The sequence below is a fragment of the Campylobacter sp. 107 genome (genome assembly GCF_002383835.1).
GTDB classification, from domain to species: Bacteria; Campylobacterota; Campylobacteria; order Campylobacterales; family Campylobacteraceae; genus Campylobacter_D; species Campylobacter_D jejuni.
Map to the genome: position 1 here is coordinate 1 of NZ_NXBA01000085.1, position 15,426 is coordinate 15,426.

Genomic DNA, 15,426 nt, shown 5'->3' on the forward strand with positions numbered 1-15,426 from the left:
AATTTTATAGACTTAAACAGCAAAGAAAGTCTTTTAAGTTTTTATAATCAAATAATAAGCAATAATCATTTTAGAAATTATTTTTATATAAAAAATAATCAATTTTTTATTAAAAAAGATATAAAAAATAAAATTTTATTTCATAATATAAATTCTTCTTCTATTATAAGTAATTATCTTAGATTGTTAAATGATTTTAATACTTTAAGCAAGATAGAACTCATAAATATATTAGAAAGTTTAAGTTTATACAATCTTTCAACTTTAATGCAAGATATACAAAAAAGATATTTAAAACTAGAATATGACTCAAAAAGTTTTGATAAAGATAGTATCTTTTTATCTAATATGATTATGAATGTGAGATTGAAGTAGAGTTTTGGATTAATATAAGCTTATTGTTATAATTTATGGTTATTTTCATAATATTAGATGTTATTAAAATTTAATAATCTCAATAGTTTAAATAATAAAAATTTAGATTTTATATATTTGATTTTAATGTAGATGAGTAAATGATATATTTTGATAAATATAAAAATTATTCATGAAGTTTAATATGTATTATCTCGTAATTTTTTATTTTTTTTCCTAAAATTTTACCCCATCCTAATTTGGAGTGAGAGTAATCTCCTAGCTTAAACAGCATTCTTTTATTAAAAATAACTTTAAGATATAAATCAACACAAAATTCATTATTAGTTAGAAATAGTATACTTTCTTTAAGCTCTTTGTATTTTTCTGCGTTTGGAAAGTATTTTAAAGCTTCATCATAGTGTATATCTTTTATATAAATAGCTATTTTATCTTGGTAAGATAGAAATTTTTTTCCCAAGATTAGATTTTTTCCTAAAATATGATTTTTACTTCCTAATTTATTTAATTGTATGTGTCTTATGTAAATTTGATGGGGTATATTTTCTATAATATTTAATTGATTTTGTAAATTAAAAGTGATTTGTAAAATTCTTTCAATATAACTTTTAGGTCTTCTTAAACTTAGTAATAATGGTGCAAAAGGTAGATATCTCTTTGCTATTTTTATGTCATTGATACCTAACATAGAAAATAGTATTTTAGAAATTCTATCGCTGAAGTTAATATCAAAACTTTTTGGATAATTGTTAAGAGTAGTAATTTCAAAAAAAATCCAAAGAAGATAGTGATTGAAGAAATCAAAAAATAAACTCCATCCATCCCCGCCATCCTCATTCCTAGAGAGCTTGTCTAGTATATAAGAAGGGAGTTGTGATGTATTACCTTGTAGACCCATAAAATTAATCATAATTTCAATGGGAAAATCACTAATATTTTTATTGAATTTTACATATTCGATTTCTTTGTTAGGATGCATTAGGGCATTATTTGCCCTTAGAAAAATATCTTCTTTGGGATGATCTTTTAATAATTTTTTAAGAAGTTTATAAAAGGTATAAGAGTTTACATTGTTCATAATATAGGTTTAATTCCTTTTTTAAAAGGATAGTGTATAGTTGCTTTTGAGTTTATGCATTTAATTTTTAATTCACAAAATGAATTAATACTCACAAAGGATGATAAAAATTCTGAAATTATTAATCCTAACTTATAAACTTCACCCAAAGAATAAAATTTAGAATCATCTATACTTATAATACTCATAGTGCCTTTTTTTGTAATATGCTCATCAATTAAGTAGCTTGGTTTTGACTGTATGTCAATTATTGAAGAGGTAAGTAATTGACATACTACTTCAGAGGTTTTATCATCAGGAAAGCTGTAGCTTTCTAAAACTTGAAAAAAGGATGTTTTTGTTAAAAGAGTTTGATAACTAAATGACAAAATAGAAACTAATTTCCATAAAAGATCACCATTGGTTTTAACTTGCTTAATCGGCGTTGGAATGGTGATATTTTTCGTAATAGCATCTTTATAAAAAGGTATCAGATTGATATCGCCTATTTTTAAATGGGTCGGTAAATTTTTATTACAGCATAATACATCTATTGTGATTGTTTCATTTGTATTGTTTGAGGAGAAAAACGATATTTCTTTGAAGTTATCTTGCTTGGAATTTGATTTATTTGTAATGTAGTAAAAATCTTGTATTTTATTTTGCATAAATTCAAAACGTTCAAAATTTTTATAATTTTTTAAAATTCTACTCCCGCTGTCGCTATTATGTGCTTTGACTTGTTTTATTTGAACTATATCATATGCATTTAAATTTGCTCTATCGATAAAAATTCTGTATCCATTTTTCGAGTGATTATTGATGATGGGTTCTGCTGTTTTTTCGAAAATATTAATGATTGGTGTTGTCGATAATGAGAATAATTCATTTTTTATAATACAATTTTTAGGAAGTGTTTTATTAAATTTAAAAAAAATGCTAATTAACTTACCTTTACACTCATGTAAAACATCCAAGCCTTGTATTGAGATAAAATTAAATTTTTCAGGCAAAAAAAAGTATTCTCTTAGTAAGGAAAAAGATTCAAATCCTAAGTCATTATAAAATAGGCAACTTTCGTTTGGCTTTAAACCCATAGTTTTAATACTATGGGTATTTATTTTAAATTCTTCTTTTGTGTCATGAGATATGACTTTTATTTCTTCTAAATATTGATGCATATAAAAAAGTAATGTAGATGATGTGTAAACATCATCCCCTAAGTATATACTTAGCTTATCTAAACCTAGATGTTCTATGTTTAAATCTTCTCTACTAACTCTAAGTTGTATATCTAATGTATGATATTGTCTTTCACTTCCTAAAAAAACATTCTCTATATTTAATGGATATAGATATACATCATATACTGTTTTAAATTCACATTCACATTTTTCTATAGATACAGATTTAACTGTACTATTTTTAGGAATAATTAATCTATTGAGTTTGCTGTTTTCGCTAAATTTGAATTCTTGCATACACATCGAAGGTAGAATATTGGTATAATTTGGAGAAAGAATATTAATTAGAGATTCTGCAATATAGGGTATATTTTGATCTAATTCTTGATGAATTTTAGAGGTTAATATTGCTAAATTTTCAATAATTCTTTCTATATCTGGATCTTTACTATCGCAAGATAAAAAAGAGGTTAACTTGGGAAATTTATCTATAAAAATTTTACGAGTATGATTAAGATAAGCAATCTCCTTTTGATAATAATATATATCATCTTGCGTCATTTTAAATAACCTCACAATATCGATTATTTTTAAATATAATTTCAATTGCAAATTCTTTAAAATTATCATTACAAAAAACACATTTTAGTAAAAATGAAAGTCGCCAAGGTTTTAAAGAATCATTATATGTGATAGAATTAATTATAATTCTTTTTTCGTATTTACTTATGAGTTTATGAATTTCTTTTGCCATGTTCAAGCAAAGTTCCGTCGAGCTTAAATTTAGATTTTCCATACTAGATAATCCAAAATCTTCAACACTTAAGCAGTCATCAAGTTTTGCATTAAGCAAAACTTGTATATTATTTTTTATTTCTTGAAATTCATTTTGATAAAAAGGGATATTTTTATATTGCTCATCCAATGAATGAATAATTTTATCCAACAAAGACATTTATTATTCTTTATCCAATTTACCTACTAAAGATAGTTCAAAATTTCCACCCATATATTTAAAGTGAGGACGAACACTCAACCCAATCTTATACCATCCAGGCTCCCCTGGTATATTATCCACTTTTACTTGAGCTCCTCTAAAAGGTCTTCTACTTCTAACCTCTGCTGGTGGATTTTCTTGATCTGAAATATATTGTCTAACCCATTCGTTTAAACCATTTTCAATATCACTTCTTTCCTTCCAGCTTCCAATTTCTTCTCTTTGTAGTACTTTTAGATAATGTGCTAATCTTGAAATTAAAAATACATAAGGCAATTGAGTGCCTAAGCGGTAATTTGTTTCAGCCTCTTTTCCTTCTGGTGTGTTTGGAAATATTTTAGGTTTTAAAGCAGAATTTGCTGAAAAAAATGCTGCATTATTGGTGTCTCTTCTTAGAGTTAAAGTTATAAACCCATTTTCTGCAAGTTCGTATTCTCTTCTATCTGTAATCAAAACTTCAGTAGGAATTTTAGCTTTTAAGTTTCCAAAATTTTCGTAAAAATAAGTAGGAAGATCTTTTACACTTCCACCGCTTTTTGGTCCTATGATGCTACCGCACCACCTATATTTAGCAAAACTTTCTGTTAATCTTGTTGCGAAAGCATATGCCGAATTTCCCCATAATAGGTGATTGTGAGATGCGTGAACATTTTCTTTGTAATTAAAGTTTTTGATGGGATTTTCTTCACTATCATAAGGCGATCTTGTCAAAAACCTCGTAACCATTAATCCTGTGTATTTAGAATCTTCATTTTCTCTAAAAGTTCTCCATCTTGTGTATTGTGGACCTTCGAGAAGACTTTGTAAATCCTGAATATTAGCTAATTCTGAATAATTTTCTAAACCAAAAAATTTAGGTCCTAAAGAAGTTAAAAATGGAGAATGACTCATTGCAGCTATGCTTGACATTTTATTTAAAAAAGTCATATCTGGACTTGCAGTGCTTAGTTGATAATCACCAATTATAGCACCAACTGGTTCTCCACCAAATTGTCCATATTCTGAAGAATAAATATTTTTATAAACAACACTTTGGGTGATGTCTGGATTATTTTCGAAATCTTCTAAAACTTCTTCTTTTGTAATATCAAAAAGATTAATTTTAATATTTTCATTAAAATCAGTTCTTTCCACTAAGAAGAAAAGTCCTCTCCAAGTCGATTCTAATTTTTGAAATTCTTCATTATGTAAAATCTCATCCATTTGTTTTGATAATAAATCATCGATATGGGCAATCATTTCATCAAGTGCAAATTTGTTAATTTTATCTTCTATGTTATCGCTTTCAACTATTGCGGAAATAAATTCGGCTACTCCTCTTTTTGCTATACTATAGCTTTCATCATTTCTAGTATATTTGCTTTTTTCCATAATACTTTCAATAATTGGAGTATCAATTACTTTATCTTTTGACATATTATGTTTCCTTTATTCTTCGTTATTTTCTTTTTTGATTTCTAAAAGCAACTGCTCTTTGGTTTTTTCATTTTTTAGAGCATCTAAAACAGCTTTTCTAAAATTTGGAATATTACCCATAGGTCCTTTTAGAGCCATTAATGCTTCTCTAAGGCGCATTAGTTTATTTAACTCTGGCACTTGTTGCACTATATTATCAGGCGAAAAATCTTTCATACTAGATATTTTTAGGTTAATATCTAATTCTTCAGCGCCTCCACCCAAAGTATTTTTAACATTAAATTGGGTTTTGATGTCTAGTTTTTGCATAACTTGATTAAAATTTATTTTGTTGATAGACACAATTTCCCTATCTTCTAAATTTTGTTCATTTTTACCTGTTAAATTAGCCATTATCATAAGTTTTAAAGGTAGTTCTATCTCTGCATTTTGTCCGTTTGTTTTTGCCTTGTAGGTTATATTTATGCGTTCTTTTGGTGCACTTGATCCATCAGACATTTTACTTCCTTATTTTTTAAATTAAAATTTATTTTTTAAATTATACATAAAACTAAATAAAGAATAACTAAGTTTATATTTTTTTATTAGTTTTGTTTTTTGCATAATTATACTCATCACTTAAGTAATCCTTTAATAAGGTTTTTTCCATAAGTTCAACTAGTTGCAAGTATATAATTTTTGCATTATTTTTCATATTGTTCGTTTCAAAAACTTGTGCCATGGCTATTAAAGAATTTATATTACAAAATAAAGAATTATTATAATTTTCATTGTTTATTTCAATGAGTAATTGCTCTACTTTTTTATTTTTATCAGATGTGGTGTGTGTTTTTTTATTAGTTTCTTGATTTTGTTTTACAAAATAATTAAATGTATCTTCTTTACACATTAATTCGCCGTTGTCAAATCTTAACTTGGTAATGTCTTTAAATTTGAGAATAAAATTGCAAGTTAGTAAATTTAAAATTTTCAAGGAGTGTTCTTTTTGATGATGATGTAAAAAATCACAAAATAGTTTAAATCCTTCTATCCAGAAAGGGTTAAGTGAAAGATTATTGATAAAACATTTTATTTGATCTAACTCATTCGCATTTTTATCTAATAGTAATTTTATTAAATTTCTATCAGGATATCTTACTTTAGTGACGAAATCTGAATGCGGTGGAAGGGTTTTTAATCTTCCCCAAGCTGCTTCTGCAAACAATGGATAAGCATTGGTATTTTCAATGTTATTTTCTAGTAATTCTATTGCTAGATTATTTAATAATGTTCTGTATTCTCTATCGCTAAGATTAGATAATTTTGTGTTTTTTATATCGATATTTACTTGTGTTACTGGAGATTTAAGAGGCGATTGTTTAGTTTGAGTTATTTCTTCTTTAATGTTTAATTTTGCAAAATTACAATTTAAAATTTCGCGTAATTTTTCAAAATACTCATTTAAATTTTTAGCTGTGACTTGTGAGCATTTTGGTGAATTTTTATTAAATTCATTAATAAAATTTTCAACAATTTGTTTGTATTTCTGTTTTTGATTTAATAGTATAGAAGACGTTTTACTTATATTTTCAGGTTTTTCTCGAAATAATTTTTCTGTAAAAATTATTATTTCTAAAAATATTTTAAAACACTCTTCGTTATTTAATGCTAAACATGATAAAGAAAAGTAAGCGAAAATTTTCATATCCATCGAGTTATTTTGTAAAATATCTAATGAGTATTCATATACCTTATCCCATTGTATTTTTTCATGATTTAATGTTTTGTATTTTGTCATCTCTTCTTCAAGTAAATGAAATATTTCTAAGTTTTCTAAATTTTCTTCATAATGATCACAGAAAATCATTTTTTATCTCCTAAGCACTATTGAAAGTTTTTTTAATTATAATAAAAAACAAAATTATAGTGTTATTTATTTAAGTATTTTTTTAAGGATGGGGAATGAGAAAAATTTTTGTTATGTTGCTCATAGGGTTGTTTTTAAGTTCTTGCTCTAGCGTTGTAAGTGTAAAGATTGATAATATAAAAAATTCTAATTTAAATAGTAGAAATGATGATGTTCCTTTAACTGTTATTGTGTATCAATTAAAAGATGTAAATAAATTTATAAAGGCTAGTGATTTAGAGCTGATTAATAGAGAGGATGCTATACTCGGTAGAGATAAAATTGACTCGATTAGACTACAAATTGCCCCTAAAGATAATATTCTTGCTTTTAAAGTTATAGATGAAGAAGTGCCGTATATTGGTATTTTGGTTTTATTTGCAAATAATACTAAAAAGGTAACAAAAATTTGGGCAAAAACAGATGATGCTAATGGTTTTGGAACTAAAAAAACATTAAAATTTGAAATAACAAAAGATGGTATTAGACATATTTAATCTAAGGAAAATATAATGGCAGATAAGCTAAAAGTAGCTTGGTTTAATGGGCTAAATATTGATAAAATTCATTTTGAGCAACAAGAACGATATCTTGAAAGAAATATTAATCTTAAAACAATTTCAACTTTCAATAATTTATACGGAATAATTGATTTAGAATTTTCCAATGAAATGCTAATGCAAGGAAAAATAGCACTTAAAAGAATTTCTGGAATTGCTAAAGATGGTAGCATTTTTAATGCACCAGAACAAGATGAGCTTCCAGAGCCTTTGGAAGTTAATTATGATTCTTTGGCAAATTCCATTATTGTTATTAAAATTCCTATGGGTTTATCCTCTATAGCAGATATATCTTTACATAATAATATACCTAATTCAAAATACATTAGTTTAAGAAGTGTTGTAGCTTCAAGAATATATGATAATACTAATGATGTTTTTAAACATATTGATTTAGAAGATGAATATGGGAATGATAATATTACTTTCTCTCAAGAAAAAATAAGCATTACTTTAGCTAGTTTAAGATTGAAATTGGGCTTTTTAGGTAGCAAAACTCCAGATGAACTTGAAATTCCTATAGCAAAAATCAAAAATATTGATTTAAATAAAAAAATAGAGTTAGATGAAAGTTTTATACCCACTTGTTTGGATTTAAATAAATCTTCGTATATTAAATCATTTTTAGAAGAAATTTCGCATTCAATTAAACAGCATAAAGAAATACTCACTGAAGTATTTAAGGGTATAGATCAAACTAAAAACACCTTGGATTTTAGTACATATTTATCGCTTAATCTTTTAAAAAAATGGTATTTTATTTTTTCATATATAATCAATAAAGATAAAATACATCCTGAAAATTTATATGAAAAATTAGTTGATTTTCAAGGAGATCTCAGTGCTTTTGGCACTGAAAGCTCCTTTTCGGATTTTATAGTATATAATCATGATGACTTGACTAACACTTTTTTACCACTTACCAATCAACTTAGAGTTTTATTTGCAAAAATAACTTCTCCAAAATATACTATGGCTCAAGTAATTGACAATAACAATGGATTTTATGATTTGTTATTTGACAATCCTACGGTTATTGAAGAGGGCGAATTATTTTTAGCTATTAGTGCTGATGTTAATCATGAGTATTTATTATATAATTTTAAAACTCAAAGTAAAATTCATACTCAAAGTAGGATAAAAAGTATAGTAACAACACAATTACGAGGGATAAACATAGAGCAAATTGCAAATATTCCATCTTCTATACCTTATTTAAATGGTTATATTTATTACAAGTTAGACAAAAAAGATGAGCTGTTTAAATACTTTAAGGGTGAAAATGTTATAAGTTTATATCTAACAACAAATATAAAAAACCCTGATATAAAAATGTGGGCTGTGTTTTAAGGAGTAGTATGCAAAAAGAATCACATTTTAAAGAAGGATCTTTACTTTTAGAAAGTGATTTAAAAGGTTTAGAAATCAATAAAGTTGTTGATAATTGCTTGGAAATTCTTTTACTTGTTTATAGATTATCTAAGGTTCATTCTTTGGATACTGCTTATATAGAGAATTTAAAAGAAAAGCTTGTGAATGAAATTTTGGTTTGGAGTTCAAGATTAAGTACTTTTAAAGAGTATGATGAGAAAGATATTATAAAATTAAGATATTGCTTATGTGTATTTATAGATGAAAGTCTAATGAAAAATGATTTATTTATTAATAGCTCTTGGGCAAATCATACTTTAACCGTGAGATTATTTGATGAGACTCTAGGTGGTGATAATTTTTACGATATAGCGCTTTCTTGGTTGTCTAATCCATCCAAAAATAAGGATTTTTTGGAATTCATATATGTTTGCTTGATTTTAGGATATAGAGGAAAATATTCTCATGAAAAAGATGTTGAGGAAAAAATTATTTATCTTTGCAACAATATAGCATCGGCTTTAACTCCTCTTATAAATTTAACAGATGAGACAGCTTTTGATAAGGCTTATAATGGAGTTAATAGGGAAAAATTTTGGCAGTATTTTCAACGCAGATTTATGAAATTTGCGTTAGTTGTTATACCTATTGGATGTATTTTAGGTTTTTTCATTTTTGCAATTTTTGATTTGCAAACTCATAATATTAAAATCGATTCTAATATTAGCAGTTTGATTAAGAATATAGAAAAATTATAACTCTTTGTTTGGAATGTTTAATTTTAACTTTTGAAACATAATTTCGTTCCAATGTTTTGGAAGGTTACAAATTTTTGGGTAATATTTTTGAAAAAAATAAATAAAAATTTGAGGATTTTCAGCTAGAGAAAAATAAAATTTTCTTTTATTGGAAGATAAAATTTTACCATCATGGTTAATATTAGGGCTATAGAATTTATATCCTTTTATTGGAGGCATTTTTTTAAGGAACTTTGAATTTGGATAGTGTTTGAAAAATTTTAAATAACCTTCGATATAACCCACCCCATATTTTAATGGGTTTATATTGGTATAGAAAAAATCAATAAAAGGGATATTAGAATTTTCTCCATAGTAAGGATTTGGTATAAGATTGATTTGTTTTTGATATAATTCTTTATATGTAGTGTAAGCACCAGCATTAAAAAGTAATTCATTTTCATCTTGAAATTTACCAGAAAAATATGGAATTAAAAAGTCATTTAGACTCCAAACTAAATATTCGTAAAAAAGCTCATCGTTAAATGTAATTTTATAATCTTGTTTAGATAGTGTATCAAGTTGATTTAATATATCGTTTTTATGGTTGTTTTTGTTATAGATTAAAGCAGTAATGCCACTATTTTCATAAATTTTATTAAAATAATTTTTAATTAAGTTGATGTTTTTGGAATGCAAATCATCAAAATATGAGTAAATTTGTTCTTTGGATAAGATTATATTATTATTTTGCCTGAAATATTGCACTTTGTTGTTTATTATTTCATTAAGCCAAAAATTATTTAATTTTTCAAAATTAATATCAAAATTACTTGCTATAAATTTTGGAAACAAGTTGTTTTTTTCTTCTTGAAATATTACCTTTCCTATATATAAAATAGCAGTTAAATCATTAATTTTTTTATTATATTTACTACTATAGAAATTTGAAATATCGTTTATTCTATCCTCAACACATAAAATATTTGTTTCTATGCCAAGATATATGGTTTTATCTAATCTATTGTTAAAAGCATATTTTTTTAAATCAGGAAGTTTAATTTTCATTCTTTAGCCTAGAAAATCTATTATTTTTTCGACAAATCTTGCATCTCTTTCATTTGGTTGTATTTCGTAAGCATTTTCTTGCCTTTCTTTGTCATCAAATTTATAAAAACCATCAAATAAAATTTTATAATCATCGCTTATAGAGAATCCATGTGCATAAAACAAATATCCTCTTAAAATACCTTGTCCTGGATAATAATAAGTTTCAACATAAAAATGTCTAATCTCGTGAATCATAGTTTTTATTATTTCTTTTAAATCATGCAGATTATTTTCATTAACACGTATGCGTCTTTTGTAATATTCTCCCCATTCTTCTTCATCTCCTTGGAAAAAATCTATTTCACCATTTTTTGTTATTAAATTTAAGTCTAATTTTTCACATATAGCGATTGCAATCTTACTAATTAAATTTTTATAAATTGCTATATCCAATTTTTTACCTTGCATCAATTCATCATATTTTTCTTTCAATGTTTTAGGATTGTTTTTTTCTATAGGGCAATTTAGCAAAACATCTTTACAAGTTTGAAAATAAAAATCTCTATCTCTTTGATAGTCTTTGAAATCATTTTCCACGCTATCTATGAAAGATTGACTACCTAGGTCAAATCTATAGTAAATATAAGCAATTTTTCCTGCTATTTGAGGATTATTTTTACAGAATGAAAAGAAATTTTCTCTCATAATAGTAAAGGTATCACCTATTTTTTTAGATAGACATTCGAAAAATTTAACAGCATCCCAAACACTTTGTATGTGTGATATTTGGTTCCATTCTTGAATATTTTTGGGATAATTTGCAAGATTAACACCATTAGTAACATTATCATCTTCTCCAATACCCACTCTAAAACTCATATCAATGATCACATAAGGATCTTGTAAAGTCGGCATTTCGCCCTCATAAGCAAATACCACAATATAATATTTTTCAAATTTAGTTTCTTTTGTTCTATAAAGAGGAAGAGAAAAGCCAATTTTATTTGTATTTTCTTGTTCAATTAAAGTTGCATTGTAATCATCATTGCACTCCAATTCTCCATCTTCATCAATATCAACTAAAGTACTAAAACTATCAAAACTTTGCAAATAATCATCCGATACAAATAATAATTGCATTTTAGCTTGACTATCACATTCAAAAAAACCCCATTTTCTTTGTATATCGTCGTTATTCTCTAAGAAAAGTTCTATATATGTTCCTGGTGCAAACGGAGCTTTAAGATCGTATATTTCCTTAGAGCTTATGCTATTCATTTATCTATCCTTTATTTCTTTTGCAAATACAATTTTATTGTTTCGTTTTTGGGGGTATTTAACTTCTAATTCGCAAAGCAATTCTTCTTCATTTACAATATAACTTAAATGCTTTAATAAATCTTCAAACAATACCCCATTAACTATTCCTATGCTGCCATTGCTGCCAAATTCTCCCTTTTCATTAATGTTATAAAGATACAAATCCCCCTTACTCATACTTTCTTTATTCTTGCTTTTTCCTTTTTCATCATTTGGATTTGAAATTTCTATTTCTTTAAAACTTTTAGAGCATTCTTTATCTGTGTATAATCTAACACAATACTTTCCCCAAGTTTTGCCTATACTAAAAGGATAATCTTTTAAAAAATCAGGTTGTTTGTTGTAATTAATCTCATTGATTTTAAAATAATACTTTCCTTCAGGTAAGCTTCCAAATTTATCTTTAATACTTTCATCATCATAGTAAAAATATGCTTTTTTCTTGGTAGTTTTATCTTTTATATCTTGATAAAAACTAAAAGCAATTTGTTTATTTGATGGTTTTAAATTATCAGCTTTAGCTACTCCACTTCTTGCCATATAAGAAGCTATTAAATCTTTTCCTTTAAAATGATGTAAATAAAAACCATCATATTTAAAATAATCTTTATTTTTAAACCTAAGTATAAGTCCTATTTTATGATTGATATAATTATTAAATATTCTTTTGCTATCTTGTAAGGGTTTGGCTAAATAAGCTTTATTATCTTCTAATCTAACTTTAAAACTATGACAATTACTAAAGTCTTTTTCTCTATCAAATCTTATCTTACCTTCTTTATTAGTTTTTAATTTTAATACGCTTTGCTTGATTAGTTTTTCATGATCATACCCTTTTATACTAATGCTAGCATTATCAATAGCCTTGCCATGCTCATCTTGTATGATAAGGCTGATGTAATTTGAAGTAGCAGTGTTGTTTATAATGCTAGTGTTATTGTGGGTTAAATTTAGATCTTGATGGTTTAAATCATCATAAGCATAGTGCTTGCTTATCTTTTTAGGTTCTAATTTTATATTTAAACTATTTTTAGCTAAAACATAGTTTTTAATCTTACAATGATAATAATCATAAGTAATGTTTAAATCTTTTAAAGCATATAAATTATTCTCATCATATTTAAGATAATAATTTATTTTTTCATCATTGAAAGAAAAAATTTCATCTTCCTTTGCACCTAAAAGAAGTTTTTCATAAAAAAATACTCTTGTTTTTAGTTTATTAAAATCTAGCTTATAGTTTTGTTCTAATAAAGCTATATCGATTAATGACTCATCTTTAACAAATATATCACAATTGTTCTCATAAAGATGCAAAAGATTTGACATAGATGAAGCATTGTCAAAAAATATAAGCTTTTTATTTTTATCTTTGTTTTCTAAGATGAAGTGGCTTAGGTTTTTAAGGTGATAAGATACAATCTTAAAATCTTCTTTTGTATCATCTATAATAGTATTGCTTTGTTTTATTTTTAAAGAAGTTTCATTGTTAAAATTTGTGTTTTTTATTATAGTGTCTGTATTTTCTTTTGTATTGTTTTCTTGATTTAAATTTAAAGAAAGTTCTTTGAAATTTATACTTTCTTTTGTATCACTTTCTTGATTTAAGTTTTTATTTATTTCTTTATTTTCATTTTTATTGATTGTTTTATCTTTGTTATTTAATTCTTCATTGATAACAAAAGAACTCATATAAGTTTGATAAGCATGTTCTAAATCTTTAAAACCAAGTCTTTTAAATTCATCAATACTTTTATAAAGTTCTTTTCTTGCATTTAAATAAGTATCATTTAGTTTGTTTTTATGAGAGATAAAGATAGTATAAAAGCTAGAGTTGAATTCTAATTCTTTTATTGTGTTTTCATCAAATAAAGCTTGCTTATCTTTATCATATAAAACATAATCTTCACAAAAATATAAAGCTTTTAATAGATAGGGTTTTGAATCAATGTTGATGTTGTTGATATCTTGCAAGTTTAAAGTCTTTAGTAGGTATTGTTTATTAGCAATAATACTTAAGCCTTGATTGGAATTTAAAAAAGTATTTTTTTCTTGTTTTAATTGAAAGCTTAGCTTTTCATTTAAAGATTTAAATAAAGAATTAAAAATTTCATTTTTTATTCTATTATCTTCTTTATAAAGTTTTAAATCAAAATGATATTTTTGTTCTTCTTGTTCAATGATTTTTTCTTGTTCTTTTAAATCTTGTATGTTTTTTAAATATTCTTCATCTATAAAATTGTAAGTTGTAGAAGCTATACTTGTTTTAGTTATAAGTTCTTTTTTCTTTGCTAGAGCAAGTTCGTATTGTTTTGAATAGCTAGGGTAGGGGCGTGGAGTGAAGAGGGAGAAACCAAGGACTTCGTATATATTGTTGAATATTTCATCTATATTTTTATCATTTTTATAATATTGTCCATTGCCCAGATGGATAGTTTGTGGAAAATATTGTATTTTTGGATTTAAAAAATTTATTATTATTTCTTTAGCTTTTTGTGATATATAGTAACTCAGCTCCTCTCCTTGAGTGAATATTACAAAGGCACCAAATGCTACCAAAGGTGCTGAATCTGGACATAATATACCAACCAAACTCACAATTCCAGCTGCAATTGCAGTCGCAGAAATACCAACTGTATAAACAATAGTTTCAACCCCTTCAGCTATAGCTTTAATAACTACCGACCTTTCGCCATTAAGGACATATTCTAAAGAATAATCCATAATTTTTAAAGTGTTTTCTGTTGGTTTGGTTATTATTCTTATTTTTCTTGCTATTGGTTCTAAAGTAGGATATTGCTTGGAGTAGGAATTGATTATATTAGAAAATCTCCCAACATCTTCACTCGCATTTTCTATTTTTTTCTGTAAATCTTCTATATCTTGTCTATTAAAATTTGCTATCCAATTCGGTATTATATCTTTTTTAGCAAGCACAGCATTTTCTATACCTTGTCTATCTTCAGGACTTAAATTATTTTCCGCATGCATTTAATCTTCCTTTAGCAATATTTATGAAATAATTATATCTTTTTGCTTCATATATTGTTGGGTATATCATTTCTTGAATTTCGGTTTTTAGTTTTGTTTTATATAATAAATTCATTTTTTTATAAGAATTAATCATATTTTCTAATAACTGTTCTTTTTGAGGTATAGAACACATAAAGTTTTTATCTAGGCTTGAAGCAAATGGGATTAAATTAAAAAGAAAATAATCAGCATTAAAGGCTATTTTCATAAGTGCATAAGTGTCAGGCAATGCATCTATTTTGTTAATAAAAATGATATATCTATCCATAATGCTTATAAAATTATTCATTTCGTTTAAATTGGTAGTGCTATTAGAAGCAAGATAAAAATAATTAAGATTAGTTTCACTTTTTCTTCCAAATATACTTACTTTATTTCTAAGAGCTACCAAATAAGCATTGTCTAAACCTAAAATTTGCATAAATTTAAAATCTTTTTTAA

12 protein-coding genes and 2 pseudogenes are annotated in these 15,426 nt (G+C 25.5%); 4 read left to right on the forward strand and 10 right to left on the reverse strand.

Going from position 1 to position 15,426, the window contains the following annotated elements; all coding sequences use genetic code 11:
* Positions 1 to 375, forward strand: a pseudogene (locus BGS40_RS09135) (hypothetical protein); the annotation flags it as partial.
* A gap of 166 nt (positions 376 to 541) precedes the next feature.
* On the opposite strand, the gene BGS40_RS09140 reads toward BGS40_RS09135, so the two are convergent.
* From BGS40_RS09140 to BGS40_RS09165, 6 genes are all read right to left on the reverse strand, one after another.
* Positions 542 to 1,453, reverse strand: a complete 912-nt coding sequence (locus BGS40_RS09140) for a type VI secretion system baseplate subunit TssG (protein ID WP_087691766.1) — start codon at positions 1,451 to 1,453, stop codon at positions 542 to 544.
* Positions 1,450 to 3,177: a type VI secretion system baseplate subunit TssF gene (tssF, locus tag BGS40_RS09145; RefSeq protein WP_087704338.1), complete on the reverse strand. Its 1,728-nt coding sequence runs from the start codon at positions 3,175 to 3,177 to the stop codon at positions 1,450 to 1,452. Before tssF ends, BGS40_RS09140 begins: the two co-directional genes overlap by 4 nt.
* 1 nt (position 3,178) lies before the next feature.
* The gene (locus tag BGS40_RS09150) at positions 3,179 to 3,571 is read right to left on the reverse strand and encodes a GPW/gp25 family protein (RefSeq protein WP_087704336.1); all 393 of its coding nucleotides are present in this window, start codon (positions 3,569 to 3,571) and stop codon (positions 3,179 to 3,181) included.
* 3 nt (positions 3,572 to 3,574) lie between these two features.
* The gene (gene tssC, locus BGS40_RS09155; protein WP_087704337.1) at positions 3,575 to 5,029 is read right to left on the reverse strand and encodes a type VI secretion system contractile sheath large subunit; all 1,455 of its coding nucleotides are present in this window, start codon (positions 5,027 to 5,029) and stop codon (positions 3,575 to 3,577) included.
* Positions 5,030 to 5,041: 12 nt separating this feature from the next.
* Positions 5,042 to 5,527 (reverse strand): type VI secretion system contractile sheath small subunit, encoded by a 486-nt coding sequence (tssB, locus tag BGS40_RS09160; RefSeq protein WP_039626294.1) that lies wholly within the window; start codon positions 5,525 to 5,527, stop codon positions 5,042 to 5,044.
* 73 nt (positions 5,528 to 5,600) lie between these two features.
* Entirely contained in the window at positions 5,601 to 6,875 is a 1,275-nt protein-coding gene (locus BGS40_RS09165; protein ID WP_087704693.1) for a TssA family type VI secretion system protein, read from the reverse strand.
* Between the two features lie 95 nt (positions 6,876 to 6,970).
* Between BGS40_RS09165 and tssJ the strand changes: the two genes are divergently transcribed.
* Genes tssJ through icmH form a run of 3 tightly spaced genes read left to right on the forward strand, consistent with a single transcriptional unit; the run spans position 6,971 to position 9,603 of the window.
* Positions 6,971 to 7,411, forward strand: coding sequence for a type VI secretion system lipoprotein TssJ (gene tssJ, locus BGS40_RS09170; RefSeq protein ID WP_087704694.1), 441 nt, complete (start codon positions 6,971 to 6,973; stop codon positions 7,409 to 7,411).
* Between the two features lie 15 nt (positions 7,412 to 7,426).
* Entirely contained in the window at positions 7,427 to 8,824 is a 1,398-nt protein-coding gene (tssK, locus tag BGS40_RS09175; RefSeq protein WP_087704695.1) for a type VI secretion system baseplate subunit TssK, read from the forward strand.
* A gap of 8 nt (positions 8,825 to 8,832) precedes the next feature.
* Entirely contained in the window at positions 8,833 to 9,603 is a 771-nt protein-coding gene (gene icmH, locus BGS40_RS09180) for a type IVB secretion system protein IcmH/DotU (RefSeq protein WP_087691764.1), read from the forward strand.
* On the opposite strand, the gene BGS40_RS09185 is transcribed toward icmH, so the two are convergent.
* The 4 genes and pseudogenes from BGS40_RS09185 to BGS40_RS09205 all read right to left on the reverse strand — a co-directional run.
* Positions 9,598 to 10,650: a hypothetical protein gene (locus BGS40_RS09185; protein ID WP_087704696.1), complete on the reverse strand. Its 1,053-nt coding sequence runs from the start codon at positions 10,648 to 10,650 to the stop codon at positions 9,598 to 9,600. The two genes, icmH and BGS40_RS09185, sit on opposite strands and share 6 nt — an antisense overlap.
* A gap of 3 nt (positions 10,651 to 10,653) precedes the next feature.
* Positions 10,654 to 11,910 carry a hypothetical protein gene (locus tag BGS40_RS09190; RefSeq protein ID WP_087691762.1) on the reverse strand — a complete coding sequence of 419 codons (1,257 nt, stop codon included), beginning with the start codon at positions 11,908 to 11,910 and terminating at the stop codon, positions 10,654 to 10,656.
* On the reverse strand, positions 11,911 to 14,943 hold the full coding sequence (locus BGS40_RS09860; protein WP_257841734.1) for a hypothetical protein: 3,033 nt from the start codon (positions 14,941 to 14,943) through the stop codon (positions 11,911 to 11,913).
* Positions 14,927 to 15,426 (reverse strand): annotated as a pseudogene (locus tag BGS40_RS09205) (hypothetical protein); the annotation flags it as partial. The pseudogene BGS40_RS09205 and the gene BGS40_RS09860, both read right to left, overlap by 17 nt.

Excerpts from the sequence above, each read along its gene's own strand:
- icmH (WP_087691764.1), top strand. The coding sequence starts at position 8,833 with ATGCAAAAAGAATCACATTTTAAAGAAGGATCTTTACTTTTAGAAAGT.
- tssF (WP_087704338.1), bottom strand. The coding sequence starts at position 3,177 with ATGACGCAAGATGATATATATTATTATCAAAAGGAGATTGCTTATCTT.
- BGS40_RS09165 (WP_087704693.1), bottom strand. The coding sequence starts at position 6,875 with ATGATTTTCTGTGATCATTATGAAGAAAATTTAGAAAACTTAGAAATA.
- tssC (WP_087704337.1), bottom strand. The coding sequence starts at position 5,029 with ATGTCAAAAGATAAAGTAATTGATACTCCAATTATTGAAAGTATTATG.
- BGS40_RS09860 (WP_257841734.1), bottom strand. The coding sequence starts at position 14,943 with ATGCATGCGGAAAATAATTTAAGTCCTGAAGATAGACAAGGTATAGAA.
- BGS40_RS09190 (WP_087691762.1), bottom strand. The coding sequence starts at position 11,910 with ATGAATAGCATAAGCTCTAAGGAAATATACGATCTTAAAGCTCCGTTT.
- tssJ (WP_087704694.1), top strand. The coding sequence starts at position 6,971 with ATGAGAAAAATTTTTGTTATGTTGCTCATAGGGTTGTTTTTAAGTTCT.
- BGS40_RS09140 (WP_087691766.1), bottom strand. The coding sequence starts at position 1,453 with ATGAACAATGTAAACTCTTATACCTTTTATAAACTTCTTAAAAAATTA.
- BGS40_RS09185 (WP_087704696.1), bottom strand. The coding sequence starts at position 10,650 with ATGAAAATTAAACTTCCTGATTTAAAAAAATATGCTTTTAACAATAGA.
- BGS40_RS09150 (WP_087704336.1), bottom strand. The coding sequence starts at position 3,571 with ATGTCTTTGTTGGATAAAATTATTCATTCATTGGATGAGCAATATAAA.
- tssB (WP_039626294.1), bottom strand. The coding sequence starts at position 5,527 with ATGTCTGATGGATCAAGTGCACCAAAAGAACGCATAAATATAACCTAC.
- tssK (WP_087704695.1), top strand. The coding sequence starts at position 7,427 with ATGGCAGATAAGCTAAAAGTAGCTTGGTTTAATGGGCTAAATATTGAT.